The 24,334-nt window shown below is 58.9% G+C and carries 29 protein-coding genes and 1 pseudogene; 16 read left to right on the top strand and 14 right to left on the bottom strand.

What is annotated here, in order from left to right:
- Positions 1 to 3 precede the first annotated feature (3 nt).
- On the bottom strand, positions 4 to 1,248 hold the full coding sequence (locus tag BACI9J_RS04535) for a glycosyltransferase family 4 protein (RefSeq protein WP_236558432.1): 1,245 nt from the start codon (positions 1,246 to 1,248) through the stop codon (positions 4 to 6).
- Positions 1,249 to 1,344: 96 nt separating this feature from the next.
- On the opposite strand from BACI9J_RS04535, the gene BACI9J_RS04540 reads away from it, so the two are divergent.
- The 3 genes and pseudogenes from BACI9J_RS04540 to BACI9J_RS24735 form a co-directional block, all read left to right on the top strand.
- A complete protein-coding gene (locus BACI9J_RS04540) occupies positions 1,345 to 1,929 on the top strand; it encodes an acetyltransferase (protein WP_159733362.1) in 585 nt (194 codons plus the stop codon).
- 455 nt (positions 1,930 to 2,384) lie between these two features.
- Complete coding sequence (locus BACI9J_RS04545; protein ID WP_159733363.1) at positions 2,385 to 3,026, top strand: glycosyltransferase; 642 nt, start codon at positions 2,385 to 2,387, stop codon at positions 3,024 to 3,026.
- A gap of 362 nt (positions 3,027 to 3,388) precedes the next feature.
- Positions 3,389 to 3,598: pseudogene (locus BACI9J_RS24735) on the top strand (DapH/DapD/GlmU-related protein); the annotation flags it as partial.
- 58 nt (positions 3,599 to 3,656) lie between these two features.
- Here the strand turns inward: BACI9J_RS24735 and BACI9J_RS04555 are convergent.
- The 6 genes from BACI9J_RS04555 to BACI9J_RS04575 form a co-directional block, all read right to left on the bottom strand.
- On the bottom strand, positions 3,657 to 4,703 hold the full coding sequence (locus tag BACI9J_RS04555) for a hypothetical protein (protein ID WP_159733364.1): 1,047 nt from the start codon (positions 4,701 to 4,703) through the stop codon (positions 3,657 to 3,659).
- Between the two features lie 15 nt (positions 4,704 to 4,718).
- Positions 4,719 to 5,930 carry a lipopolysaccharide biosynthesis protein gene (locus tag BACI9J_RS04560; RefSeq protein WP_328699792.1) on the bottom strand — a complete coding sequence of 404 codons (1,212 nt, stop codon included), beginning with the start codon at positions 5,928 to 5,930 and terminating at the stop codon, positions 4,719 to 4,721.
- A gap of 105 nt (positions 5,931 to 6,035) precedes the next feature.
- Positions 6,036 to 7,544 carry a polysaccharide biosynthesis tyrosine autokinase gene (locus tag BACI9J_RS04565; RefSeq protein ID WP_159733366.1) on the bottom strand — a complete coding sequence of 503 codons (1,509 nt, stop codon included), beginning with the start codon at positions 7,542 to 7,544 and terminating at the stop codon, positions 6,036 to 6,038.
- A gap of 517 nt (positions 7,545 to 8,061) precedes the next feature.
- A complete protein-coding gene (locus tag BACI9J_RS24740; protein ID WP_442858633.1) occupies positions 8,062 to 8,241 on the bottom strand; it encodes a hypothetical protein in 180 nt (59 codons plus the stop codon).
- 59 nt (positions 8,242 to 8,300) lie between these two features.
- Positions 8,301 to 8,609: a hypothetical protein gene (locus BACI9J_RS24285; RefSeq protein ID WP_236558877.1), complete on the bottom strand. Its 309-nt coding sequence runs from the start codon at positions 8,607 to 8,609 to the stop codon at positions 8,301 to 8,303.
- Entirely contained in the window at positions 8,606 to 9,070 is a 465-nt protein-coding gene (locus BACI9J_RS04575; RefSeq protein ID WP_159733367.1) for an Lrp/AsnC family transcriptional regulator, read from the bottom strand. Before BACI9J_RS04575 ends, BACI9J_RS24285 begins: the two co-directional genes overlap by 4 nt.
- 171 nt (positions 9,071 to 9,241) lie before the next feature.
- Between BACI9J_RS04575 and pdhA the strand changes: the two genes are divergently transcribed.
- Genes pdhA through BACI9J_RS04590 form a run of 3 tightly spaced genes read left to right on the top strand, consistent with a single transcriptional unit; the run spans position 9,242 to position 13,067 of the window.
- Entirely contained in the window at positions 9,242 to 10,465 is a 1,224-nt protein-coding gene (gene pdhA / locus BACI9J_RS04580; protein ID WP_159733368.1) for a pyruvate dehydrogenase (acetyl-transferring) E1 component subunit alpha, read from the top strand.
- The gene (locus tag BACI9J_RS04585) at positions 10,462 to 11,550 is read left to right on the top strand and encodes an alpha-ketoacid dehydrogenase subunit beta (RefSeq protein WP_142938199.1); all 1,089 of its coding nucleotides are present in this window, start codon (positions 10,462 to 10,464) and stop codon (positions 11,548 to 11,550) included. Before pdhA ends, BACI9J_RS04585 begins: the two co-directional genes overlap by 4 nt.
- Before the next feature lie 2 nt (positions 11,551 to 11,552).
- Complete coding sequence (locus tag BACI9J_RS04590; RefSeq protein WP_236558433.1) at positions 11,553 to 13,067, top strand: dihydrolipoamide acetyltransferase family protein; 1,515 nt, start codon at positions 11,553 to 11,555, stop codon at positions 13,065 to 13,067.
- A 256-nt stretch (positions 13,068 to 13,323) separates the two neighbouring features.
- On the opposite strand, the gene BACI9J_RS04595 is transcribed toward BACI9J_RS04590, so the two are convergent.
- Positions 13,324 to 13,554, bottom strand: coding sequence for a hypothetical protein (locus BACI9J_RS04595; RefSeq protein WP_159733370.1), 231 nt, complete (start codon positions 13,552 to 13,554; stop codon positions 13,324 to 13,326).
- Between the two features lie 117 nt (positions 13,555 to 13,671).
- Between BACI9J_RS04595 and BACI9J_RS04600 the strand changes: the two genes are divergently transcribed.
- The 3 genes from BACI9J_RS04600 to BACI9J_RS04610 all read left to right on the top strand — a co-directional run bounded on the left by BACI9J_RS04600 (position 13,672) and on the right by BACI9J_RS04610 (position 15,246).
- Positions 13,672 to 14,076: a VOC family protein gene (locus tag BACI9J_RS04600; RefSeq protein WP_159733371.1), complete on the top strand. Its 405-nt coding sequence runs from the start codon at positions 13,672 to 13,674 to the stop codon at positions 14,074 to 14,076.
- Positions 14,073 to 14,375: a winged helix-turn-helix transcriptional regulator gene (locus BACI9J_RS04605; RefSeq protein WP_159733372.1), complete on the top strand. Its 303-nt coding sequence runs from the start codon at positions 14,073 to 14,075 to the stop codon at positions 14,373 to 14,375. The genes BACI9J_RS04600 and BACI9J_RS04605 overlap by 4 nt, the downstream gene beginning before the upstream one ends.
- Positions 14,376 to 14,490: 115 nt before the next feature.
- Positions 14,491 to 15,246 (top strand): hypothetical protein, encoded by a 756-nt coding sequence (locus tag BACI9J_RS04610; RefSeq protein ID WP_159733373.1) that lies wholly within the window; start codon positions 14,491 to 14,493, stop codon positions 15,244 to 15,246.
- A gap of 26 nt (positions 15,247 to 15,272) precedes the next feature.
- On the opposite strand, the gene BACI9J_RS04615 is transcribed toward BACI9J_RS04610, so the two are convergent.
- On the bottom strand, positions 15,273 to 16,046 hold the full coding sequence (locus BACI9J_RS04615) for an SAM-dependent methyltransferase (protein WP_159733374.1): 774 nt from the start codon (positions 16,044 to 16,046) through the stop codon (positions 15,273 to 15,275).
- Positions 16,047 to 16,135: 89 nt separating this feature from the next.
- Positions 16,136 to 16,474 (bottom strand): hypothetical protein, encoded by a 339-nt coding sequence (locus BACI9J_RS04620; protein ID WP_159733375.1) that lies wholly within the window; start codon positions 16,472 to 16,474, stop codon positions 16,136 to 16,138.
- Positions 16,475 to 16,645: 171 nt separating this feature from the next.
- On the opposite strand from BACI9J_RS04620, the gene BACI9J_RS04625 reads away from it, so the two are divergent.
- The 4 genes from BACI9J_RS04625 (at position 16,646) to BACI9J_RS04640 (ending at position 18,755) form a co-directional block, all read left to right on the top strand.
- Positions 16,646 to 16,999 carry a hypothetical protein gene (locus BACI9J_RS04625; protein WP_159733376.1) on the top strand — a complete coding sequence of 118 codons (354 nt, stop codon included), beginning with the start codon at positions 16,646 to 16,648 and terminating at the stop codon, positions 16,997 to 16,999.
- Positions 16,996 to 17,352, top strand: coding sequence for a DUF6984 family protein (locus BACI9J_RS04630; protein ID WP_159733377.1), 357 nt, complete (start codon positions 16,996 to 16,998; stop codon positions 17,350 to 17,352). Before BACI9J_RS04625 ends, BACI9J_RS04630 begins: the two co-directional genes overlap by 4 nt.
- An 85-nt stretch (positions 17,353 to 17,437) precedes the next feature.
- Positions 17,438 to 17,809 (top strand): hypothetical protein, encoded by a 372-nt coding sequence (locus BACI9J_RS04635; RefSeq protein ID WP_159733378.1) that lies wholly within the window; start codon positions 17,438 to 17,440, stop codon positions 17,807 to 17,809.
- Positions 17,810 to 18,278: 469 nt separating this feature from the next.
- Positions 18,279 to 18,755 carry an MmpS family transport accessory protein gene (locus BACI9J_RS04640; protein WP_159733379.1) on the top strand — a complete coding sequence of 159 codons (477 nt, stop codon included), beginning with the start codon at positions 18,279 to 18,281 and terminating at the stop codon, positions 18,753 to 18,755.
- A 226-nt stretch (positions 18,756 to 18,981) separates the two neighbouring features.
- Here the strand turns inward: BACI9J_RS04640 and BACI9J_RS04645 are convergent, their stop codons facing one another.
- Positions 18,982 to 20,022, bottom strand: coding sequence for an abortive infection family protein (locus BACI9J_RS04645; RefSeq protein WP_159733380.1), 1,041 nt, complete (start codon positions 20,020 to 20,022; stop codon positions 18,982 to 18,984).
- 89 nt (positions 20,023 to 20,111) lie between these two features.
- A complete protein-coding gene (locus BACI9J_RS04650; protein ID WP_159733381.1) occupies positions 20,112 to 20,516 on the bottom strand; it encodes a DUF6228 family protein in 405 nt (134 codons plus the stop codon).
- 219 nt (positions 20,517 to 20,735) lie between these two features.
- Here BACI9J_RS04650 and BACI9J_RS04655 point away from each other — a divergent pair, with 219 nt between their 5' ends.
- Positions 20,736 to 21,095 (top strand): DUF7674 family protein, encoded by a 360-nt coding sequence (locus tag BACI9J_RS04655; RefSeq protein ID WP_159733382.1) that lies wholly within the window; start codon positions 20,736 to 20,738, stop codon positions 21,093 to 21,095.
- Positions 21,096 to 21,743: 648 nt separating this feature from the next.
- A complete protein-coding gene (locus tag BACI9J_RS04660) occupies positions 21,744 to 22,151 on the top strand; it encodes a RidA family protein (RefSeq protein WP_159733383.1) in 408 nt (135 codons plus the stop codon).
- A gap of 349 nt (positions 22,152 to 22,500) precedes the next feature.
- Here the strand turns inward: BACI9J_RS04660 and BACI9J_RS04665 are convergent, their stop codons facing one another.
- Both BACI9J_RS04665 and BACI9J_RS04670 read right to left on the bottom strand, forming a co-directional pair.
- Complete coding sequence (locus tag BACI9J_RS04665) at positions 22,501 to 23,181, bottom strand: hypothetical protein (RefSeq protein ID WP_159733384.1); 681 nt, start codon at positions 23,179 to 23,181, stop codon at positions 22,501 to 22,503.
- 48 nt (positions 23,182 to 23,229) lie between these two features.
- Positions 23,230 to 23,754, bottom strand: a complete 525-nt coding sequence (locus BACI9J_RS04670) for a barstar family protein (protein WP_201296507.1) — start codon at positions 23,752 to 23,754, stop codon at positions 23,230 to 23,232.
- A 66-nt stretch (positions 23,755 to 23,820) separates the two neighbouring features.
- Between BACI9J_RS04670 and BACI9J_RS04675 the strand changes: the two genes are divergently transcribed.
- A complete protein-coding gene (locus BACI9J_RS04675; RefSeq protein WP_236558437.1) occupies positions 23,821 to 24,252 on the top strand; it encodes a hypothetical protein in 432 nt (143 codons plus the stop codon).
- Positions 24,253 to 24,334: the final 82 nt, after the last annotated feature.

Here is a 24,334-nt window from a genome sequence, read left to right on the forward strand (position 1 = left end):
GGCCTAGCGGCTCCGTGTCGAGACGATGCTCGACAGGAACTCATCATAGTGGGCGATGGCAGTATCTTCGGACAATGTGACTTGGCGAAACTTCAGGCCGTTAGCGGCCATGTCCAGTTTTTCTTGAGTTTCTTGGGATAACCGTTCGAGCTCCTCCACTAATTTCGCTGGACAGGCCGCGTCGACGCGCAGTCCGCCTCCTGAGGCGGCGATTTCCGCGGCTGTGACACTTCCATCGTCTGTTGCAGCAACTACGGGTACTCCAGCGTTGAAGTAGGACGTCAGCTTGCTTGGCACGGCCATGTCTTTAACACCGGGAAGTTCGTTTACTAACAGAAAGTCAGCCGCTGAGAGCGCGACTTGAAACTCGTCACCGGGTAGAGGATCCAAGAAGTCAATGCGCCGCAGACCCACGGCCATTTCCTCAAGCTTCCGACGTTGGTTGCCATCGCCCATGAGTACGAATTTCAGCCGGCTGTCAGACTCTTCCGCGATACGAGCTGCGTCAACGACATTCTCCAGGCCTTGCTTCATGCCCATATTGCCGGCGTGCAACACGACAATGTCGTCAGGTTCCCAGGCTAACCTCGCGCGCATTTCTTGCTGCCCACTTACTGGAGCAGCAGGCAGATGTGTCCAGTTCCTGATGACCTTCACTCGTTCCGGTGAAACTGAAAGTGAATCTACGATGAAGTTCTTGAATCGGTCATGGATGGCCGCAACTCCATCTGCACCTTGGAGGATTGCTGATTCTAAGGTGCCCATGAGTTTGGCGACAACACTCCCGCCAGACCTGGTTTCTACGATGCCCCTGCTGTATATGTCTTGTACCCACAGTCCGACGGCAGGTCGCTTTGGTCGCAATTTGGCTCGGGCTATGGCCATCCCGCTAGAAAATAACGCTGGGCTGACGACCAGAACTGCGTCAGGCTTGCCCCACCTGGCGAACATGACACGGAGCCCGAAGCTAAGTTCCATATGCATACGGTTGACCATGGTGGGTTTTCGTGGAACGTAATGGCGGAGCCTCTTTACCCGCACACCATTAGTGAGCTCCGAGCGCACCCAGCCTGTGTATTCGGGGCTTCGTTCCCACATCGGATAATGTGGGTAGCCGGTGAGCACCGTGACCTGGTGGCCTGATGCCGCCAGCCCCTCAGCCAAGCTCGTTGTGTAGGGCGCGTTGCCTGTGGGCTCGGGGGAGTAGTTGAGTCCTATGATTGTGACTCGGAGCTTGGGATTGTTCACAGTCAAAGAATATGCTGTCTCTGTCACAGTTGTGTAAACAACTCTACATATTTGTTGAGAGGCGCAATGGACGCATCAGATGATAAGGCGACGGGTATGACAGCGGACGTACCCGTAATCGACTTGGCTAGCGCTCCGGGGGAGCGGATGGCTTGGAGTCGTCCTAAGTCACACATCTATCTGTGGGCCGTCACTGAACGCCTGCTGGTCACTAACTCTTGGCAGATCAGCTCTCGTTTGCGTACCGCCGTTCTTAGGAAGTTCGGGGCCAAGATCGGCTCAAACGTCACATTCCGTCCTCGAACTCGCGTCTCTTTCCCATGGAACCTGACCATCGGGGATAACTGCTGGATCGGCGAAGGCGTCTGGTTTCACAATCAGGACGTAGTAACAGTCGGAGACAATTGTGTTATTTCACAAGAGACCTTCATAACCACCGGCAGTCATGCGCTTCGTACCGACATGGCGCTGATGACGAGTCCCGTCACAATTGAGTCGGGTGTGTGGGTTACTTCCCGCTGTATGGTGCTGGGTGGCGCAACCTTGGGTGCCTCATCAGTCGTGACACCAAATACAGTTGTGCCGGCCAAGACCGTCATACCGCCCAATGCCATCTTCGGAAGCCCGAACCCTCCTCAGGTTCTGGACCACCGCTTTGCAACGAAAAGTGAACGATCTTGAAATCTGAAACATCCCCGACTCAATATGCCCTTTTCTTGGCCGTGTTGCCGAAGTATCGTCAAGCCTGCATAAATAACCTTGTAGGTTCCCTCGGCGACAGCTTGAAAATCCTCGTCTCCGAGAGTCACTTGGACGAAACAGTGAAAACGGGTATTTCACCTGATCTCTACCGCCGAGTCCCCATGGCTCGGTTGTTGCGGAAGAAGTTATTTGTCCAGGGCGGGTTCCACCGCGTAGTCGCAACTCCCAATTTGGTGCTTGATCTTAACCCGAGAAGTCTCTCATCATGGGGGCTCCTCGTTGCGCGAAGAGTCCTACGCGGTAAGCGCACCTTGGTATGGGGGCACATTCATCCACAGGCGGGCTCAGACGCCAAGACTGCACCGCTGCGACTCGCAATGAGGCGCTTGGCGGACGGAACGATTTCGTACACCTACAGGGATAGGGCAAAGGCAATGTCGGACTTGCCCGAGGGGCCTGTCTGGGTTGCTCCGAACTCTTTGTATCCCCTTGACCTGATGGTGCCAGCTGAGACGCCAGGGCTCCAGCGCAATTCTGTTCTTTATGTCGGACGCTTTGAGCCTGCAAAGAAGGTTGATCTATTGGTTCGGGGGTTTGCGTTAGCTGCGGCCAGTATTCCCGAGCTTCGTCTCACTCTCGTGGGGGGTGGTAGCGAGCAATCGAAGTTAGAGAATCAGGTCAGTGAGCTAGGAATAGAAGAAAAAGTAGAATTTGCTGGCTGGATAGACGAACCCGAAGCTCTGAAATCCCACTACAGTACTGCGATAGCTACGACATCAACTGGTTTCGCAGGCCTAGGTTTGACCCAAAGTCTGGGTTTCGGCATTCCCATGATCGTCGCGAAGGACGAGCAACATTCTCCTGAAATCGAGTTGGCCGACTCTGGCGGCGTGACGTGGTTCGAATCGGATTCTGCTGAGGCACTGGCGGAATCGATCCGTGGAGCGTGGCAAAAGCGTGAGCAACTGCCCAATGTGTCTATCAGCGAATTCACGAAGAGACGATACTCGGCTGAGGCAATGGCTGAAGGGCTTAGGACAGCTCTCCAAGGCCTACCCCAAACCCTGCCTGACTGAACGGAGTATTCCCTAAGATGACACTATCGACTAGGTCTGTGATACCGCGTCCGTTGACTCGGACAGCACGCCGGCTACTGTCGTTCTTGGCCACCCGCGGAAATGTAACGCACGGCGACAACTTCAGAGTTGGTCGCGGCGCCATTGTGTCGCCCCCGCACAGCCTGGAGGTAGGCGCAGATGTCGCGATCGGGCCGCGCTCAGTAATTCAAGTCGACGGAAAGTTCGGAGACTACGTCATGATCGGCATGCACGTGCAAATAATCGGCCGTAACGATCATGCGGTTGACGAAGTCGGCGTGCCCATGCTTCACGCAACCTGGGTCGGAGATCGCGCCGAAGAACCCCGGGACCGTGTTGATATCGGTAACGATGTCTGGATTGGCGCCTCGGCCATCATTCTAGGTGGTGTGACTATCGGGGAAGGGGCCATCGTCGGAGCTGGTGCAATTGTCACTAAGGACGTGGCTCCGTATTCAATCGTCGTCGGGAACCCCGCAAGGAAAGTCGGTGACCGTTTCACGGATATTCTCGACCAAAAGCGGCACAGCGAGGCAATTTCCCGAGTTTGATGCGACAAAGACTGCGTGGGGGCGAACGGCGGCACCTGGTCCGCCGTTCGCCGGCCGCTCAAGAATGGTCCGGGACTTTGGAAGATATGTACTTTCCGAGGACAGTGCCTGCAGCTTTTGCCGAGTCGCTTAGGACTTTGCGATCACTTTCAGTCCGGCTTAGGAATGCGAAGTCCGGGTCATCAAGTACCAAACTATCGAAGTCAACCCAGGGCTTTAGGGTCGTGGGTATCTTGTTGTGATTCTCTTCGTGGAGTGCAACTGGGAATGCCTGATGGGCCACGCCGAACAGCAGAGAATGAAGACGATTGCTGACAACCGCGTGCGAACGTGAGTAGTAATGCTCGATCACTTCCTCTTGTTCGGAATGCGTTCTGTTTTCCCACAGAACCGCATCGATGCCCAAAATCTTACTTAGCTCCGCATGGACTTCGTCATCGCGGCGTACTTGGGTAATGAAGACAGGCTTCAGTCCCCGCGCCTGACTCGCTTCGATCAAGGAGACTAAGCCGTCAAGGTTGACCGCACGATCGCTCCGGAATGACAGAGCAACGATATCGCGTTGTCCAGCAACAGAGTTGTCGACGGATGCATTGCGCATGAATGCCATATCCGGCATGACGTCAGCGGAACGTCCAAGGACAGGTGCTGAAGCGGTATCGCGCATTGCATAACTGGTAGCCATGGCACTTAGGGCTCGCTCCAGGCCAATTGAAAGGCGTCCTGTACCTCGTAGCGAGCGTCCAATCACGCTGAGCGAGCCCCCACGAAGGCGCACAAATGCGCATAGGCCCAAGACCGCAGCAGCCTTAGCCAAAGCCTTTGGCGAGTCGGTGAGAACGTGTGGTCCGGGTGCGTAGGCCAGGCTAGCTCGCCCTAGAAGTGCGTTACGCAGTACCGATGCTTGGAAGGCGAGTGGATTAGAGACCACTTTAGCTCCGGAGGGCAGGCGGAACGCATCAATATATGTCTGGGGCATGTTTCCAGTGAATACCACAAGATGGTATCCGCGCTGCAGAAATTGCTCTATTAGTTGACGCCTAATTTCTACATCACCCAAGTTATCTGACTGTGCAGCAATGCTGATATGTAGTGTATTTGTCATTTTTTCCTCAGGAAGTCAGGCGCTCTTTCTGAACCAGGCGAGTATTCCGATCGCAAGGATTAAGGCCTGAAACGTAAATGAAGCAGCAAGGCCTGTGGCTGCCCCGATGGCACCAAATTGAACGGATCCCACGGAGGCACCCAATAGGCACACAATCGTGGTGCCAACTGCGGTTTTCGCAACGAATCTCTGTTTTCCTACACCTTGAAGTATGGATCCAAAGAGAGATGCGGCCGCCGCGAATACCAACCCACCGATTGCAAGTTGGATCGGTAATACCGCCTCACCGTACGCATCTCCTAGAAACGTAACGACAAGCCATGGGGTGAGAAAGATGATCGCGGAGTAGAGGATACCCAAACATAAGCAAACACCTAGGGTGAGTGCGACCAAGCGACGAACCCCCCGTGGACTTGCCTTAGCTGCAGCAGGGAGTATGACGGTAGCCAACGATGTAGACAAAATCCTCATCGGACCCGTTGTCCTGCTGGCCACGCCGTAGAGCCCAGCCTGAAACGGGCCCGCCACGGCAGAGACTATAGCTGAATCCAAGTTCCGGGCTTGAGTTCCCAAGGAGTTGATCCAGTATGGGCGAGCAACAGAAAAAATATGTTGACGACCATGCTCGATCCTGCGGACCATGATCAAGCCCGCCACGTATCGCCTTACGGCCACGGACGACGCTAGTGATGCCATCGCAAGGGATACGGAAAACGCAAGAATGGCTGGAACGCTAAGGGCAATCATTGCTGAATAGAGCCCAAGGGCAGCCGCTCTACGGAGGACGAGATTAACCGTATTGACCTTTGCATCGCCGTCCGCCAAGGGGACCCCCAGCCAGGTGTCTGCCTGCCGCTCTGCGCCCACCCAGACAGCCAATGGGAGCATCATGAAAAAGACCGGATTTAAGAAGAGCCCGGCGCCAAGGAGGAGTATTGCAGCGGCCGCTGACAGGTAGAGGGCGTTCACATCGGCAAGTCTTAGGGCGTCTGTGACTATCGGATTGTGTTTTTCGGTCGCTCGTTCTCGAACGATCAGCGTGGAAAGTCCAAAATCAAACCCGGTTTGAATCACGGTAGCGATGCCGAATGCAGCTCCCAGAAGTCCAAATTCCACGGGTCCGGCGTTGCGGGCAACGAGGACGAACGTAATGGTCTGTAAAAGTGCTCCGAGAACCCGACCTGCTGACACCCAAAGGAACTGTCCTGCAATCCTCCGGCTTGTCACGGGCCACCAACTGAGGCGTCACCAGATATGAAGCTATGGAGGATCGAGCTGCCTCGGGCCCGACCCGGTGCCAAAACCCAAATGACGGGCCGCAGATGGCCGGCGCTATTCAGGGCGGTTGTTTGAGCGTGCATAAACGTCGGCATCCTCCGGCCCGCCTCCGACAAGGAGTCTGCGCCCTGCTGAGCCTTGCGCGCCAGGAGCAACCGCCTGAGCGTTGCGTCGAGTATTGCGCGCAGTCCGGTTGGTTTCTCGAATCTCGGAGGCGTCATAGGTGGTGTAGCTGTACGTGTACGCGTCCGGGCCCTTAGTGGGCAAACGGTTGAGGACGACTCCCAGCAACCTGGCCCCCACCATTTCCAGCGATTGAAGGGACTTCTGGAGTACATGGTGGGTGAGTTTTTGGGCGCCTACCACCATGACAACACCATCGACGTACTGCGAAAGTACGGCAGCGTCGGTGACAGGCAGAAGCGGCGGTGCATCGATGATAATCGTGTCAAATGACTGTCCGAGCCGTTGAAGGAGCTGCCGCATCTCCTCAGAGCCGAGAAGTTCACTCGGATTGGGAGGAATCTGCCCGGACGTGAGCACGTACAAGTTGTCTTCGCCCCAAGGCTGCAACAGGTCAGCTACGTCAGCTTCAGCCACCAGAGCAGTTGTCAGTCCGGCATTCCTGTCCAAGCCCAGATAGGTGTTGATCATCGGTCGTCTGAGGTCAGCGTCGATAATGCATATGGTCTTACCGGCCTGTGCCAGGGAAATTGCCAAGTTAGTGGCCGTAGTACTCTTGCCCTCTCCGGGCACCGAGGATGTCACGAGGATTGTTTTTGTTTTTCCACCCACATTGGCGAATTGGAGATTCGTGCGGAGCTGCCTGAAGGACTCAGCACGGTGAGATTGAGTCGCCGATTGTGTCAAAAGCGGTGTTTTAGCAGCCTGGGGATCGAAAGAAATTCCACCAAGGACAGGGGCGCTGGTGACTCGACGCAAGTCGGCTTCACCTCGGATTCTGCTATCCAAAGTCGACCTCAGAAGGGCGGTTCCGAGGCCCAAAGCAAGTCCGAGCAGTAAGCCAACGGCCAAGTTCACGCGGACATTGGGTGCAGACGGTTGTGCTGGGGCCACAGCAGGCGTGACGACGGAGAGTCTGATCGGAGAAACACCGTCAGTAGAAGGCTTCTCTAGATTCTCAACGGTCCTGATGAGGCTGTCACCCACAGCCTGAGCGATCGCTGCGGACTGAACAGGTGATTGGTCCGTCACCGAGATGTTGATGAGAACGGTGTTTAGGTCTGTGGTTGCCTTGATTCTTGATGCCAACTGAACCGGGGTTTGATCCAAACCAAGACTGTCAATAGCTGGTTGAAGAACCACGGGTGTTGTCGCGGTTTTGACGTATGACTGCACGCGTGCCTGGCTGAACGTGTTGCCCTGCTGCAGTTCCTGCACAGACCCCGAGTTCTGAATCGCAACAAAAAGCTGCGTCTCAGAAGTGTAGGTGGGCTTTATGAGCACGGTTGCTACGCCTGCACAAAGTAGCCCCAAGAGCGTCAGCGCCGTTATCAGAATCCAGTTGCGCCGAAGAACGCTCAAGTAGTCACGAATTTCCAAAGTCAGGGTCCCCTTGTTTTTGCGGTCGTGCTTTAGTCAGCAGGCGCTTCCCGGCCACACCCAGCGTACGAGTCCTGATCATTGTAGCGGTCACCAGTGTCATGAATGTTTCATGATCGTTCAGCCCATGACACAAAATGACGAGTTAGCACGTTAGGCGGTATTGGAAGTCGTTCGAGCAGTGCGGGCTCACTTGTCGGTCACCCCTCCAGACCCCTAAACGTGATCTGAACACTACAATTCAACTTTTCGATAGCCGGGGATGTCACGAGAAAATGACCTGAAGAATGGTTTGCTCCTGACCGCTCACAGGAAACCCTTCTTCCGACGCTACGGGCGGAAGCCTCTCCGCTGCTAATGAAGATAGACACGGACACCGCACACTTCCGTTAGCAGCCGTCTCCTTCCCTGTGGTCCTTAGGCCACACGCTGCACCCCGAACTCTTTACCCGGCGAGCCCCGCGCCAGGGTCTCAGCTTCAACATGGACACCGGAATGCTGAGACTGTGCCGAACATTCAGCACTCAGGCCGCAACCACACATCAAACAGCCCACCCGTTTCCACCACAAAGCGCCCCAGCCAACCAGCGGGGGAGAGCTCCGGCTTGGTGCCCACCATGTGCACATCGGCAGTGATGCACTGCTGCATCAAAGTGCCAGCCCGTTGAAGGTGGTAATCCGACGTCACCACGGTCACGGACGTCCATCCTCGTTCCGCTGCAAGATCCCGGAGCCGGGAGGCCTCGCCCCTGGTGTTCAGCGGATCCGGACGGAAGCAGTCAAGGTGAGGGTCGCCGTCGTGCGCTTCACAAAACTCATCCGAACCGGCGTTGGCCGGCAGGCCGTGGTGATCACCACCAGGTCTGGAATGCCCAACTGGTCCCGCAAGGCTAGGCCCACCAGGAGGCGTTCGCTGCTCATGCCGCCCAGCACCACAATGGCGTCGGTCCGCTGGGGAGTTGAGTGAGGCGGATTGTGAAAGAGCTGGTAGGCGGCAATCAGCCACAGCACACCCGCCAAAACAGCAGCCACCAGTGTCCAGGCGAGCTTCCGTTGAAACGTCACCGGGTATCTACGTCCTCGAACACCAGGAAGGTTTGGGTGTCCAGGATGCCGTCCATGGATTGCAGTTGATCGAAGATCACGCGGCGGAGGTGGATGTTGTCCGTGGCGCGGACCAGGAGGATGACGTCGAAGTCGCCGCCCACCAAAGCAATGTGATGGATCTCCGGGATGGCCCGCAACTGTTCCTTCAGCTCGCGCCACGAATGCTGCTGCACCTTCAACGTCACGTACGCCGAGGACCGCAGGCCCGCCTTGATGGGATCCACCAGCGCCGTGAACTTGGTCAGCACCCCCTCACCGGTGAGCCTGGCGATCCTGGAGTAGGCGTGGGCGCGGCTGATATGGACGTTCTCCGCCACCTGTGTGATGGACATGCGCCCATCGGTGGTCAGCTCGCGGATGATGTCCTGGTCCACACTGTCCAGCGGTACGGCGGTCTGCTCCGCCTCGGCCTCGCTCACTGGCTCTCCAATTCGTCTACAGCACGGGCACGTTACCCAGCTCACAATTGCAATTCGTCTTTCAGAGTACCCAGTTTAGGCAAGGGCTTCCATGATTTGGCCGAAAGCTGGATACGAAACAAGCCCGGGGAACATACTGGAAGCACATAGTGGCTAGAGAAGGACGGACCAATGACGATCCACGCAGATCACTCTGCGCCGGAAACGGCTGTAGAGGACCCGGCTGCTGACGTTCGGACAAAATTCGGCATCAGCGTTGAGGACTACATGCTCCCCGCCCGGCACCAGATCCAAATGGTGAACCCGGACGGCACCCTCCGCTCCCATGACGAGCAAGGCACCGAACCCGGCCACGAATACCCTACGCCCGGCGACTCTGAACTGATGGCCGCGTACGAGCAGCTCGTCGTCGGACGCCGCGTCAACGATCAGAACTCTGCGCTGGTCCGGCAGGGCCGCATGGCCGTCTACCCCTCAAGCCACGGCCAGGAAGCCTGCCAGGTTGCAGCTGCCATGTGCCTCAGCGAAGGCGACTGGCTGTTCCCCACCTACCGTGACGCCGTCGCCGTCATGACCCGCGGGGTGGACCCCGTTGAGGTGATGACCATCTTCCGCGGCGACTGGCACGGCGGGTACGATCCCTCTGAGCACCACGTGGGCATCCAGTGCACCCCGCTGACCACCCAGCTGCTGCACGCCGTGGGCGTTGCCCACGCCGCCAAGCTGCGCGGCGAAAACACGGTAGTGATGGCCATGTGCGGCGACGGCGCCACCAGCGAAGGCGACTTCCACGAAGCCCTGAACTTCGCCGCCGTCTTCCACCTGCCCGTCATCTTCTTCGTGCAGAACAACAAGTACGCCATCTCCGTACCGCTCAGCCACCAGTCCGTGGCGCCGTCGCTGGCCCACAAGGCTGTTGGCTACGGCATGGCCGGTGAGCGCGTTGACGGGAACGACCTCGTCGCATTGCTCGCAGTGATGGACCGGGCCGTGAAGCTGGCCCGCGACGGTTCCGGCCCGCTGCTGATCGAAGCCCACACCTACCGCATGCAGGCCCACACCAACGCCGACGACGCCACCCGCTACCGCCCGGACAGCGAAGTTGCCGAATGGCAGGCCAAGGATCCCCTGGCACGCATGAAGTCCTACCTCACGGACAAGGGCTTGCTGGACGACGCCGCAAGTGAGCGCATCGCTTCGCATGCAGAGGCCGTGGCCACCCAGCTCCGCGAAGGCTTGGGTGAGGATGTTCCCGTCCAGCCGCTGGACCTCTTCAAGTACGTCTTCGACAAGCAAACGCCGCAGCTCAAAGAACAGTCCGAGCTCCTCGCCAGCGAACTTGCCCGCGCTTCAAGCGGCAACACCGACCACTCCGGAACGGAGAGCGCAAAATGACCGTCACCACCACCGTAAACGGAAACGTCAGCGCGGCCACCGCCAGCGCCGCCGCTTCCGCCGCGGCCACTGCTGAAGCCACCGGCCCGCAGAGCCTCACCATGGCCAAGGCGCTGAACACCGCCATGGCCGACGCCATGCGCGCCGACTCCTCCGTCCTGGTCTTCGGCGAAGACGTGGGAATGCTGGGCGGCGTCTTCCGCATCACCGACGGCCTCATGGCCGAATTCGGCGAACAACGCTGCTTCGACACCCCGCTGGCCGAATCCGGCATCGTGGGCATGGCCGTGGGTATGGCCATCAACGGCATGCGCCCCGTGATCGAAATGCAGTTCGACGCCTTCGCCTACCCGGCCTTCGAGCAGATCGTCAGCCACGTAGCCAAAATGCACAACCGCACCAAGGGCAAACTCAAAATGCCCATGGTCATCCGTGTTCCCTACGCCGGCGGCATCGGGGGAGTGGAGCACCACTGCGACTCCTCCGAGTCCTACTACGCCCACACCGCCGGCCTGAAGGTCTACACCCCGGCCACCGTGGCCGACGGCTACCGCATGCTCCGCGAAGCAATCGACTCCGATGACCCCGTTATGTTCATGGAACCCAAGAAGCTCTACTGGTCCAAGGACCAGGTGGACTTGGGCGCCCTCCGAGCAGAGCACGACGCCGGCACCTCCACCGAGGGCCGCGCAGCTGTTGCCCGTCCCGGCACGGACGCCACACTGATCGCCTACGGCCCGTCCGTTCCCACCGCGCTGGCCGCCGCAGCTGCCGCCGCCGAAGAGGGCCGGTCCCTGGAAGTCATCGACGTCCGCACCCTCGTCCCCTTCGACGACGAAACCGTGTGCGCGTCCGTACGCAAGACGGGACGCGCCGTCGTGATCGCCGAAGCCCACGGGTTCGCATCCGTGTCCTCCGAGATTGTGGCCCGCGTCCAGGAACGCGCGTTCCACTACCTCGCCGCGCCCATATTGCGCGTGACCGGCTTCGACGTCCCGTTCCCGTCTCCCAAGCTGGAGCACTACTACCTGCCGAGCGTCGACCGTATCCTCGACGCCGTAGACGACCTTCAATGGGAGGACTAACCATGAGCTCAGATATGCAGGTCTTCAAACTGCCCGACCTCGGCGAAGGCCTCACCGAGGCCGAACTGGTGAACTGGCTCGTTGCCGTGGGCGACCAGATTGTGGTTGACCAGCCAATCGCCGAGGTTGAAACCGCCAAGTCCATGGTTGAGGTGCCCTCGCCTTACGCCGGCACTGTTGCCGAACTGCACGGTGAAGCCGGTCAAACGCTCGACGTCGGCAAGCCGCTGATCTCGATCGCTCGCGCTGGTTCTGCTGCGGCTTCGCCCGCTGCCGCTCCTGTTGCTGTTCCGGCTGGTTCTGTTGATCCTTCGCCGGTGTCCTCCGGTCTTGACGTTTCGTCCGCCGTGGAAGCTGCGGCCGAGACGTACCGGACCGAGGAGAAAGCCGGCTCGGGCAACGTGCTCATTGGGTACGGAACGCCCGGGGGAGTGAGCGGTGGACGGACCCGCCCGCGGAAGGCGAGTGTGGGGGTTGGTTCTTCTTCTGCTGTTTCCGTGGCTGAGCCTGCTGCTGCTGCGCCGGTGATGGAGCCTTCCGTGGCTGGGACGCGGATCCCTGGCAAGCTCAGTGCAGTGATCTCGCCGCTGGTGCGGAAGATGGCGCGTGACCATGGTGTTTCCCTCGACGCGATTGAGGGTTCGGGTGCCAGTGGGCTGATCATGCGCAGGGATGTGGAGGCGGCAATTACTGCGCCTGCTGCTCCTGCTGTTCCTAACTCGGCTCCTGACTCCGCTCCTGTCTCTTCTCCGGCTGCCGCTCCCGTTGCCGCTTCTGCTGATACGGGTGCCGTTGATGGCCGGACTGGTCTGTCTGTGTCTGCGCGGACGCCTGTTCGCGGTGTCCGCAAGGCCGTGGCGGCCAACATGACCCGTAGCCGTTCGGAGATCCCCGAAGCCACGGTTTGGGTGGATGTGGACGCCACCGCGCTGCTGGAGATGCGGGCGGAGCTCAAGAAGCGTGCACCGCACGACACCCCTGGACTGCTGGCCTTCATTGCTCGTTTTGTCACGGCTGGGTTAAAAAAGTACCCGGCCCTGAACACGCGCTTGGAGACTGCTTCGGACGGCTCACAGGAGATCGTCGGGTTTAGCGGTATCAACCTCGGCTTCGCTGCCCAGACCGACCGCGGACTCGTGGTTCCGTCCGTGCGGAACGCCCATGAGCTGAGTGCCCGAGAACTGGACGCAGAGATCCGCCGACTCACCGCCGTCGCGCGTGAAGGAAAAGCGACCCCCACGGAACTGGGCTCCGGCACCTTCACGCTGAACAACTACGGCGTGTTTGGTGTGGACGGCTCCGCCGCGATCATCAACTACCCTGAGGTTGCCATGCTGGGTGTGGGCCGCATCATCGACAAGCCCTGGGTGGTCAACGGTGAGCTGGCCGTCCGCAAGGTCACCGAGCTGACCCTCGCCTTCGACCACCGCGTGTGCGACGGCGAAACCGCGGCCGGCTTCCTCAGGTACGTCGCCGACGCAATCGAAAACCCGGGCGGCGCGCTCGCAGACATGTAACCCCGACGCTCGCTCACATCCCGCGGGCTTCACCGCGTCGCTCGCTCACGTCCCGCGGGCTTGAGCGTGATGCTCTATCACTTCCCGCGGGTTTGGGCGTGACGCTCGCTCACGTCCCGCGGGCTTGAGCGTGACGCTCGCTCACTTCCCTCGGGTTTGAGCGTGACGCTCGCTCACGTCCCGCGGGCTTGAGCGAAACCCTCTCGGCGTTCACGCTTCATCCAAGTGACCATGGCAAAGTCCGTAGTAGGGCGGTTCAGCTGAAAGTCGGATCCTCGTGGTTCGCTACAGCCTCGATCCAGTCCACGGCTTCGTCGGAAAGCTGAGGGCCATCTGGTGATTCCGCTGCCCAGTACCTGGAGTCAGGGGTGCCTTGAACAGCGCTGATGCTTGCGGCAACGTTTGGCGGCAGCGGTTCGCCATTGTGTTCAACGAGCCAGTCGCGGGTTTTCGCATCAAGCAAGGGCCACCACGCTTGGATATCCATTAACACAGCATTCCACCGATGAGTCCGTGGGCACATAGCCGCATGGACAAAAAGGCAATGAATTGTGAAGCCGGGCAGGTCTTGACGTCGCACTTGCATTTTGCAAGTATGAGCCGCATGAGCCTATTTATCACTTGCCCAGTTGACAACGTCGAGCGCGCCACAGCTTTCTATACCGCCCTCGGGTGGACCATCAACACCGAGATGTCCGATCACAACGTGTCGTGCTTCGCTATCGCTCCCGAGCAGTACGTGATGCTCGGCAGCCGCGAAATGTACGCGAGCGTCGGCGGCGCCGAGGAACTGGTCGGTGGACCCGACACTCCCTCGAAGGTCACCGTCTCCTTCGACCTCGGCAGCCGAGAGGCGGTGGACGAGCTCATCGAACGCGCGGGCGCAGCCGGAGGACGGATCGGTGACACCGACGACTACCCGTTCATGTACCAGCGCCAATTCGATGACCCCGACGGCTACCACTACTCGCCGTTTTGGATGAAGCCGGACGTCGATCCGACGGCGTGAGCAACCTCGCCGCGGCCCTCGACGTCGTCGGACCACGGTGGGCCCTGCTCATCGTGGAGCGGCTGCTCGACGGGCCACAGCGCTACGGCGATCTGCAACGCGACCTCGGAGTGCCCACCAACATGCTCGCCACCCGACTGCGTGAGCTTGAAGCCGCAGGCGTATTGTCCCGCCTGCCCCTTCGGCACAACACCAGGGCCTACGCCCTCACCGATAAAGGGCTGGCCTTGCGGGAGGCGATCGTTGCCTTAGAACGCTGGGGCGGGGAGGACTGGTCTAAGGGCGCTCCGGAACCTTAAAGCTCTAATGATCTCCGCATCATCCGGCGGCCTAGACACATGTTTGGATGGATAGAGAAGACCAGCCTGAGGCCAAGCCGCCCTCCTGCACGCCCACTCATGAGAGAGGACCGCCTTGTCCAAGCACGGCGCCGCCGACCCCTACAGTCTCGAAACGCAGCTATACAAGCACAGCATCCACCCCGAAACCTGGGCATGGAGGAACGCCGACTACAGCCAATATCAGGCCAGAAATGCGGCAATAGGCCAGCGCATCTACGGCAACCGCCAAGTCACGTCTCCCTGGGGGAGAGGTAGCGGCGAAGGCGTTATCAGCCACATCTGGATCAGCGCGGCACTTCTCAACATGCTCACTGTCATTCCTGGCGTCACCGTCTTCCACCGACTCAGGGCTCCCGGCACACCACGAAAACCGCTCAACACGAAGTTCCCCATTGAGCACGCAGTCCTGCATGGCTCCAACGTTTACCTTGTTGACCCCAACGGCTCCTACTGGCCCAGCACGCCCTTGGGATGGACGCAGAAGCAGAACGGGCGGTACGGCGTCGGCCCCAAGGCGTACTTCAGCTACAACCACGAAGGCCTCATCGACGGGGCCCGCCGCTTCATGACCCTCCCCGGGATCCAGCAAGTTACCTCAATACTGGGCATGCACGTCAGTCCGATACCAAACGTGGATTACGGCCGCAACCTGCCGATCACCCCCGAGGTCCGGTGGTCTCCCCAAGGCGTAGGAATATTCACGGTCAACGAGATGATGGATTTCATCAGCTCCAGCATCTTGGCCAATTTGCCATCCTGGCGGGACAACCCGGAGCTGCGGACCGCCATGATCGACCTGCAGGAACGGACCTTCTTCACCTTTAACTGATCTTCACAAACATTGGGAGAGCACTCCTACCCCCGGAGGCAGAAATACGCCATCCCAAGTACGCCTCGGTAGCCCTCTTCATAAGCAGCGCGCTGTTCCTCATATTGCCTGCGGACCTGCTCTGCGGCGGGATGGTCCGCTTCATGGGCTTCTAGCCAACGGGTAAACCTGCCGCGGAACCCGGCCTCGAAGTCGTCCCACTCCTGAGCACTTGCCTGGTCCTGGGTCACCACCTCGAAACCAGCAGCGAGGATCTGCTCGCGTAGCCCATCTTCTGTTAGGTACTCGTCATCACGTCCTGCCAGAGGGGCGGTGGCAGCCGGGTGAGGTGTTGCTGACCAGATCGCCTCGCCATAGACGAGCCGCCCTCCGGGAAGCACCAGAGACCGAAGGGCACGCAGGGCTGCGGCGTAGTCGAGCGGTTGCGCGTCCTCTACCGGCGGCCCCCATATCTGGCTCGCACCGATGCAGATGACAGCGTGGGCCGGGCGACCCTGGGCTTCCAGCCCAAGCATCGAATCAAACGTCGCTCTGTCGAGCAGCCCACGAGTCAATGCTTGTTGCCGCGCTCGCTCGATGAACGCAGAAGCTCTGTCCACTCCCCGTCCCCGTGCCTCCGGGGCCGACGCCAAAACCCGAAGCAGTAGTTCACCCCATCCGCACCCCATGTCCAGAACCTCATCCGGCGCGGGGTCGGATAGGAACGCCACAAGGTGTGCAGCGCGTTCCTCGGAGAGCGGGGTAAGCCAGGTCAGGGACTCGTAGAGGGGCGGCAGTTCAAGCGAGGTGCTGTGGGTCATTCATTGATACTCTCACGATGCACAGAAGCCACTGCTTGTCCGTAAGCCTGTGGTGCTGCCGTACGGCTTGGCGCTCGATTGAGCATCCTTTACCGGGTGCTCCGGAATTCGCGATGATTCCAAGAAACGACGGCGGTCCCAACGTGAGGGATCTCCAACCCCGCCTCAGCGGTACTCACTAGACACATCATGCGGTGTCCGAATAGGGCGGCGGGAAACTCAAGAACCCGGGCGATGTCACGGTGCATGTCGTCCGGCGTCTGCCACGCGGCAGAGTCAACCTGCAAGACTTTATAACTGTGGTTTTGTAGCCAGGAGATTGCTTCAACGAGGACCGCCTGTCGACGAACAAAACTGATGAAGCCGTTCTGAATCAATAGAAAATCCAACGGATGGTTCAGCTCCTCAGCCAAATCCCAGGTCGCCATAGATGGGACTCTATTAGCTGGCAGTCTTCATTCGGGCGGCCTCGACAACCTGTCACTTGGCGTTCAACGGTGTGACCCCAACAGCCGTCAGGTCATCGGCTATGTCCGGGCATCCGCAAGGGAGCGCCAGTCGGTCAGGCTCGGTCACCCCGAACGCGTCGCGTGGTCGGCATGACGCTGCACGGAGGCCAGGCGGGCGTGGTTCGCTCCCGTCAGTCCGTGGGCGACGATGATCTGTTTCCGTTCAATACCGAGGGGCCAGCAGAGCGTTTGACTGTGCGATCAGGTCCTGGTCGTTTGGTCGAGGCCCGGGCCCTAGCCGATCTTCATTCCAGCCAGAACAAACATGGTTGCAGTAATCCCCCCGTCACCGTGCATCTCATCGTGCGGGTCTTACGTACATGGGCCAAGCCCGCAGTGGCGCCGAGCGTGGCAACAGGCTTTGGCAGCACGGTGATCGACCGGCTTACGGGCGGTCTCTCCAAGGACATATTCAAAGTTCTGAGCACTAGGATCTTCAAATGAAGGAGGGACCACTAGAAGACGGAGAAATCCTAATACTGTCGGTACTTTTGGTCCGGGCAACCGGATGGAACCGTGGTCCCGTTGATCTTACGGCGCTGAGAGTGTCCGACATGGATGACGGGGGAATGGGCAGCCTCCGCTTCGCTTCGGGAAAGATCCGTCCACGCTACGGACGAACCATCGCGGAAGGGTGGTTCAAGGACATAGACGGTATTCCTGTGGCGCTGGCCTTGTATGTGGACCGGGAAGACGACCTCTTTGAACTCGACAGCTGGAAAGTCGACTTTACGTCGCGGTTGAGGCTGTCGCATGATGAGGCCGACGTTCGGGACGGCCCTCCCAGCGGTAACTAGCCAACGGAGCAACAGGCCGGCAAGAACGGGCGATCGCACTGTGTTCCGGATGTAGGAATGTGTTGGACCAGATTGGAGTGCGGTATTGAAAAATGTGGAGCTTCTAGCAGCTGCCGAAGCGATATCAATTGCGGAAGGCATAGATCAGTGGCATGGCCTGATGAAGCTGCTGCTTCAGCATCTGTCGGTTCTTCCCATTCCGTCGGAGATTCAATCACCCCTGCGGATCGCTGAAGCTTATTGGCGCGGCGACAGCGCCGTCAGCGCCGATGATTTAGAGTCGGCTAAGTCCGAAACTTGGGACTACCTACACTTGTTCCCCAGAGGCGCTGATCTGAAGACGCCGGAAGGGAGAACGGCCCGTGCTCTGCTTTGCGTCCTCGAACCGGACGGCGACATCGAGATGCGGTCTATGACGGCAGACTGGTTCGCCGCCATGATTTGGAATGAGGCCTGAAGCCCAGCGAACGGTCCCCGTATCGGAGGTGTGGGAAGAATGGGCTTGGTCCGGCAAGAACCAGCCTACGTTCGCCCGTTACGGGATCCCCTTACGGGTACCCCAAACTGGGAGTAGCCGCACTCAACGTGTCTCGAAACCTTGGCGCCTCGAAACTCTAGCGTTTCAAGGCAGTCGACAGGAGCATGCAGTGAGTGTCCGCCTCGGGGGCGTGCGTCCTGCAGCATCTGAAGGATCAGCCTAGCCATCGAGGGTGACATTTAGCGCTGTGAAATGGGCATTCTTGGCCAGTAGTTGGCCCCCACCGCTCTTCAGGTGGAGCGTCGTTGGAGCTCACGGTAAACGCTGGTCCGGGACACCCGAAACAGCTCGGCCAGTTCGGCCAGCGTATGCTCGCCGACAAGGACCGGCCGTTTCGAGCTGCCATCGAGTAATCTGAGCCCGGACATCCGACACTTTTGGGGGCACCATGACCGACGGCAATTACCAGACAGCACAGCGACCGGCAGGTCAGTATCAGGGACCGAAGTGGACGAGGGTGCTGCAAATCATCGGTGTAATCCTTTTTATTGCCGCTGCAATTGGCATTATTTTCGGCATGGTTCTGGGTTCCTCCCGGTCTCAAACGAGTACCAGCAGCTCGTCCAGCTACAAGAGCACTGTTGAGGTTCTCTATGAGGTCGAAGGCACAGCTGGGGGTGTTGACGTCACCCTGCAGTCGACAAGTGGGACCGTCCAGCTCAACGGCAAGGCTGTTCCGCTCGCGAACAGAACTACGGGGACAAGAGGCATCACGTACACGATGAACCGAGGTAGTTTCACCTATATTTCCGCTCAGAATAATGGTGCCTCTGGAACAGTCACGTGCAGAATTACTGTTGACGGCACCGTTGTCTCAACCAACACATCAAGCGGAGGCTACGCAATCGCCAGCTGCTCGGGATAGGCCCGGCCCGCGTGGCGAGCAGCCTAAAAGCACAGCTCGGGCACAGATTGACACTGCGGTTTTGCACTGAACCTCCAGTTAGGCTCTCGTGCCCGAAGCCGGCACACCTGAGCTCCGCCCGCTGCCGGCCGGTGGCCTGCTGCCAAAGTCGAAACGATACCGTCCGTTAAGGGATGGTTCACCGGGCATCTTCGATGGATTGCAGTCAGTGCCCTTGAACGATTAATCACTTTCCATGGATCAGGACGCGGCGTTTTCCAATCCTTGGACCGAAGTCGACGCTTACGACTGTTCCATGTCGTGTCGCTTCGGAATTCAGGACTTGTCCCTCTCCATATGTTTCGTGTCGAAGCGTCCCGCCGATTCTCGCGGCAATCACGGGTACGCTGTCGGCCAACGGCGGCTCGGACGGCATCGCCACCAAAGCCTCCCAACTCTCAATAAGAAAGATCACTGCCGGCAGCACAACGCCGACAGCCATCCGAGCGACAGATGGGTTAACGAGCTCGGCCCCGCTGCGGCCGTGACCGGTTCCGCGTGCGTTTCGCAGCTCGGCAGCGCCAGTCAGGATGCTTGCAACCCCACCAAGAAGGCGTTTCGCAGCCCGTTCATCTGGACCCGAGGTAACTTGGCTCGGGTCCAGCCCAAGGTGCAGGAGGGTCTGTTTTACCAAGGCGGGAACGTCATGTTTTTCGTCGCTGTCACCTGTGATATCGAGAATCGTTTTGCAAGTACTCTCGATCAACTCCTTGGCCTGGCCGATCGCCGCTTCAGGGTCGCTGGCATAGTCGCGTCTAATACGTTCGACTTGCCTTCGCATCTCAGCGACACCTAAACGCACCGCGATCGCTTCGGCCTGGGACAGCACCGTTCCGTCCGGCAGAGTTGCTTGATTGCCATCGTCGGACAACAACCTCTCGTAGAGGTCGGGCTCGTTGAGGGCTAGCCACGCTGGCAGGTCGATGAAGTCGGCGACCATCGCGAGCCTGGGAAAGCGTGTCTGAACGTCCTGAGACGAATATGGCTCTCCCCAGGTCACCTCGGCACCAAGGATTATGGGAACCATTTCGTAGACATGTCCGTCGTAATCATCGTCACCGAAGCGTAGCGCTCGGAGCAGCCGGGGATGCTTGTGAGTCTGGTCTTTTGTGCCCGTAAGCTCCGCGAGAGTGGTCCAGCGATCTTGGTCCATCTCAGCTATGAGGCACTTCCCGACAGCGAGTTCTACGAGGTTCGAGGGCGCGTCTTGTCGCCAATAAGATGTCATGCCTTACTTTCTGGGTTCGGGGCTAGGCGCGTACCGGGAAGCTACTGCTCTTGATTCTAGGGCCCCTGGTGCGCCCGTAAGCTGGTCCCTCACCGTGCAGAAAGTAAGGCCCGCAGCTCTTCCACGGCAGTTGTCAGTTCTTCGCCTGGATCCAAAATGATCTCTCCCTTGGCCGCCCAGGCATTCGGCCGGTCGAAGTCCTCTAGCTCGAAGAAGACACGGACGTGACCATCGTGTTTTGCGGAGAGTCCAAAGTCTCCCTCCAGAGACTTGAAGCTCTTGTCGCCGTCCCAGCCCCGCCAGTTATGTTCGAGTTCCTCGAAGTAGGAAAGAAGGGGCGACCATTTGTCGTAGTCGTAGACCCGTTTACTGGCTCGAAGTCCTTCAAGGTCCACCGTGACTATGAGGTAATCGGACGTCCCGTCCGAATTGCGCTCACTTTGTTCAACATGGAAGTGGAACGCGCCCTGATGACCGATGAACACTTCATCCATGACCTCATTCTGCACCAATTGGGTAACTCTCTTTGCAGCCAATCACTTGAGGCGGGCAGGGTTGTAGTGGCGTTCGCGATGCGCGTCTCGGTGGGGGATCCTGCAACGGGACGGCAGCGCGTCTGATGGTCGGCCCAGCTTGTCTTGGCCTTGGAAGGCCTATCATGAGCGTCAGAGACCAGCAGGTAGTGCGGGAAACGAGGGATGTGATGTACGAGTATGAGCAATCGAGATTCCCGGCAGTTTATGCGCGATCTGATTGCCGATCATCCTCATCTCCGTCCGAGCTATGACGAGCACATCAAGGACAATGACGGGGATCTCCTGCCTCATTTGCTGATCGCTGACATTTGCCGATGGGTAGTCGCGGAACAAGACTCTCAACCCCTTCAGATTCTCCAACTTCTGTCCTGGCTAGAGGTTCACTTTGCGGGTATGTCAGATACGAAAGACGACGTTGACAACGCCATTGCGGTTTCCTTCATCGAGCATCTCCCTTTGCTGTCGGAGCCAGGAGCTGACGTTGTTCTTCTTCTAGGACCGCAGATGAAAGCGCAGTACGAACAGTTCTACTCGTAGATCACACTCACGGCGCAGCTGCGCCGCGCCAACCTGAATCTTCCGCCCCGGTATACCGATCAGCGGCCCCTACTTCGGTAAATGACACGCCCCCATGCAGTCAACAGCAACCTAGTCGAGTGCCCGGTCAGGGATCCTTCACCGGACGCGGAAAACCCAACTTCGTACGCCTTCGGGCTGAAGCTCGGCAGCAACGAGATGGCTACGATTGCTTCACGTCCCTAGCCGGAATTTTGGAAGTGAACTATGCAGCTGGAATTTGATCCTGAGGTAGTACCTGTAGCGGAAGTCAGGCTGACGCTAACCGTAGATGAGCTTGAAATATTTTGGGGATCTTTGCGCGAGACCCTGGAGGCTCTCGATGAACGGGAGTTTCACACGCGTGTTGGGTTTGAGTCCCAAGAGGTCCGACGGGTTCAGGCTGAACTTGCACGCCTGGTGAACACCCTTCCTTACGTGCCAGAGTAAGTCCCCCATGCAACTCCGAACACGGTACGTTGAACTTGGTCGGATGGACTGCGGCGTTGTGCACGACTTCAGCGAGTTATCTGCGTCCGGTGAAGGATCGGCATACGGTCCTAGAAGTTTGTCTCTGTATCAGGACGGATAGGGTGGGACTGGCCAGTGCACTCCAACAAGAGGACGCCCATGCCCAGCGCAGTTACCCTCGTTCGTACGAACACCCTCAGCGCCACCGCAGAGTATGCATATGCGGCCACCGTTCCCGCCAGCGCACGCCTCATTTTTCTAGCCGGATCATGCCCGCTGAATAAGGACGGTACGACCGCAGGCATCGGGGACTACGCGGCACAGGCCGCAAAGGCGATTGAGAACATGTGCCTTGCCCTGGAAGCCGCCGGCGCCGGCATCGGCGATGTTATCTCCACTCGCATCCTGGTGGCATCGACCGAACGGGCCGACCTGGTCACGGCTTGGGGCGTGGTTCGGGAAGCCTTTGGCGAGCACGACGTGCCCAGCACACTGTTGGGAGTCACGGTGCTCGGCTACGAAGGCCAGTTGGTGGAGCTCGAAGCAACCGCTGCAATTATTGACTGAACGAGAGCCGGGATTGCAACGGCCCAAACGCCCGGTAAAGGATCTTTGAACGGGCGGTGTAGCGCGTCGGATCGACGTCGGCCGCACATCACCTCAACTGTCGTGACTATCGTGTCTTGGCTAGCACCCCGCACGGCAGTATGAGTGAATGGGTTTGTCCTCGCTCAAGGTGCGCTGGCTCCGGATGACCGCACCCAGATGGAGAGGGTGGCAGCCTGTTCGAGTCAGGCCGAGTCCGGGGGCCCTGCGCGAGCAGGGCTCCAAGCCTCTCCTGATTCAAAGGCCCGCTTAGATCGCAAGGAACTTCATCATCACCCGGCGTCCAGAAACCGTGCCTCTAAGGGATCTTCTACCGGACACCATGAACGCGGAAGGAGACGCGCGACAGCTCAGCGTCGTCGGGCATCGATGGGTAGTGGGCTTTCAGTCCGCGTGCGCGCTCAGCATCGAGATCCTGCAACCTTGTCTGCCCGACAGAGATGATCTCTCCCTCAACATGCGCAAATTCGGGATGGTCCTCGAAAACGAACGTCGCAGGCCCCGCCTCTACTGATTCATCCCAGCGGATGGTCGTGGTCTTCTCACCTGATATGACGGCGTCGTGATACCGCTTGTTGAAGCGGAAGATACGGCGCCCCTGAGCATCTGGGTAGAAGTAAGTATCGAGCAGGAGCTTGCGGACGGGCCGAACGGCAGGGCCCTTCTCCGCAGGGACCGCGACAAGAATATCCGGATGATGTTCGAGGAGAACCTGTCGGCATCGGCCGCATGGAGGAATCAAACCTCGCCCTCGGTCACCAGCAGCGGCGATAGTCAAAAGCTGCTTTGCTCCTGCAGCGGCCGCAACTCCCAGGGCAACGAGCTCGGCGCACGGACCACCGGTGAAGTGGTAGACGTTCACTGCCTGGTGAATGCGTCCGTCAACATCCATTGCCGCTGCCGCAACAGTGTGATTGTCGTTGTCTCCGAGGCTTCGCGCTAAGGCTTCCGCAGCATCAATGACACGGCGCTCAGCTCTAAGTGGTTCCACAATTGACCACGGTAACAGGGCGCCGTTGTTGGCCCATTGAAGGCCCCCTCACCGGAGTTTAAGGAATTCACGATGATTCCAAGCAACAGGAAGGCCACCAACCCGAGGGATTTCCAGCTCTGGGTCCCCGGTTCTAACCAGACACATCATGCGGTGACCGAAAAGAGCGGCATAAGTCGCTTGCCTCGCGAAGATGTCTAAGAGGTGATGGGCTGCAGATGCGTCCTTGCTTTCGAAGGTTTCATACCCGTCAATCACGAGAACTAGCCCGGTATCCGTGGCCGTCCATCCATAGGTTTGAACGGCCACGTCGCTGAGGCAGTCGTTTAGAGCAGCCAGGTTCGAGCCGTAGTAATCCGGGAAATTCAGAGCACGGGCAAGATCTTGGTGAAGGTCACCCCGGGATTGCCAGGCAGCAGCGTCAACTTGAACGACTTTGTAGCGGTGGTTTCGTAGCCACGACATTGTTTCGTCGAGGATCGCTTGCTGATGGAATAGATTGATGAAACCGTTCTGGACCAAGAGAAAGTCCATCGGATGATTCAGCTCGTCGGCCGGGTCCCAAATTGCCATGAGTGAAACTGTATTGCCTCTCGGTTCCCTTTCATGTGGAAGCCCTGAATCTTGCTGTCCTCCCACGTGGTGCGTTCGAACGAGGATCTGTCCGGACCATTCTCCGCAATCGGTGACGGGCTCTACTGCAACATCTGCCACCAGGGCACGGTCTATGAAGCAACAGCCTATGCAGTGCCCTTCATCGCAGCAGTTGCCGCGGGCGATGTCACAGACGAGATCCGCGTACCTTTGCTGGCGCTCCTGGGTGACATCTCGATCGGAGGAAGCTGCGTAGCTCCCCACGGGTCTCACTCAGGCGCCTACGGAGATCACGTAGACGTCCTCGTCACTGAATCGCTCGCCACTTCGATGGGACGCTTCTCAGCCGTCCGGGCACCTGCGCTCGTGGCACTGATTCAAGCCATCCAGTCGCTTCTCAATCAATCAACCGACGCACACCGCGATGCAGTTGAGTCCGCCATCAACTTTGCCATTACGCCGTCCGTCCAACCCTAAAAGCAGCGCCCGTTAGCCGGTCCTCCAGCGTGCGTCTCCACCGTCAGGGTTGATGGGTTTGTGGATTGCTTGGGCCCTGGCA

The organism is Arthrobacter sp. 9V (genome assembly GCF_902506065.1).
Taxonomy (GTDB): domain Bacteria; phylum Actinomycetota; class Actinomycetes; order Actinomycetales; family Micrococcaceae; genus Arthrobacter.

What these genes read in the sequence shown, in the direction of transcription:
- BACI9J_RS04540 (WP_159733362.1), top strand. Translation starts at nt 1,345, where the DNA reads ATGACAGCGGACGTACCCGTAATCGACTTGGCTAGCGCTCCGGGGGAG.
- BACI9J_RS04545 (WP_159733363.1), top strand. Translation starts at nt 2,385, where the DNA reads ATGTCGGACTTGCCCGAGGGGCCTGTCTGGGTTGCTCCGAACTCTTTG.
- BACI9J_RS04555 (WP_159733364.1), bottom strand. Translation starts at nt 4,703, where the DNA reads ATGACAAATACACTACATATCAGCATTGCTGCACAGTCAGATAACTTG.
- pdhA (WP_159733368.1), top strand. Translation starts at nt 9,242, where the DNA reads ATGACGATCCACGCAGATCACTCTGCGCCGGAAACGGCTGTAGAGGAC.
- BACI9J_RS04585 (WP_142938199.1), top strand. Translation starts at nt 10,462, where the DNA reads ATGACCGTCACCACCACCGTAAACGGAAACGTCAGCGCGGCCACCGCC.
- BACI9J_RS04590 (WP_236558433.1), top strand. Translation starts at nt 11,553, where the DNA reads ATGAGCTCAGATATGCAGGTCTTCAAACTGCCCGACCTCGGCGAAGGC.
- BACI9J_RS04595 (WP_159733370.1), bottom strand. Translation starts at nt 13,554, where the DNA reads ATGGATATCCAAGCGTGGTGGCCCTTGCTTGATGCGAAAACCCGCGAC.
- BACI9J_RS04600 (WP_159733371.1), top strand. Translation starts at nt 13,672, where the DNA reads ATGAGCCTATTTATCACTTGCCCAGTTGACAACGTCGAGCGCGCCACA.
- BACI9J_RS04615 (WP_159733374.1), bottom strand. Translation starts at nt 16,046, where the DNA reads ATGACCCACAGCACCTCGCTTGAACTGCCGCCCCTCTACGAGTCCCTG.
- BACI9J_RS04620 (WP_159733375.1), bottom strand. Translation starts at nt 16,474, where the DNA reads ATGGCGACCTGGGATTTGGCTGAGGAGCTGAACCATCCGTTGGATTTT.
- BACI9J_RS04625 (WP_159733376.1), top strand. Translation starts at nt 16,646, where the DNA reads ATGACGCTGCACGGAGGCCAGGCGGGCGTGGTTCGCTCCCGTCAGTCC.
- BACI9J_RS04630 (WP_159733377.1), top strand. Translation starts at nt 16,996, where the DNA reads ATGAAGGAGGGACCACTAGAAGACGGAGAAATCCTAATACTGTCGGTA.
- BACI9J_RS04640 (WP_159733379.1), top strand. Translation starts at nt 18,279, where the DNA reads ATGACCGACGGCAATTACCAGACAGCACAGCGACCGGCAGGTCAGTAT.
- BACI9J_RS04645 (WP_159733380.1), bottom strand. Translation starts at nt 20,022, where the DNA reads ATGACATCTTATTGGCGACAAGACGCGCCCTCGAACCTCGTAGAACTC.
- BACI9J_RS04650 (WP_159733381.1), bottom strand. Translation starts at nt 20,516, where the DNA reads ATGGATGAAGTGTTCATCGGTCATCAGGGCGCGTTCCACTTCCATGTT.
- BACI9J_RS04655 (WP_159733382.1), top strand. Translation starts at nt 20,736, where the DNA reads ATGAGCAATCGAGATTCCCGGCAGTTTATGCGCGATCTGATTGCCGAT.
- BACI9J_RS04660 (WP_159733383.1), top strand. Translation starts at nt 21,744, where the DNA reads ATGCCCAGCGCAGTTACCCTCGTTCGTACGAACACCCTCAGCGCCACC.
- BACI9J_RS04670 (WP_201296507.1), bottom strand. Translation starts at nt 23,754, where the DNA reads ATGGCAATTTGGGACCCGGCCGACGAGCTGAATCATCCGATGGACTTT.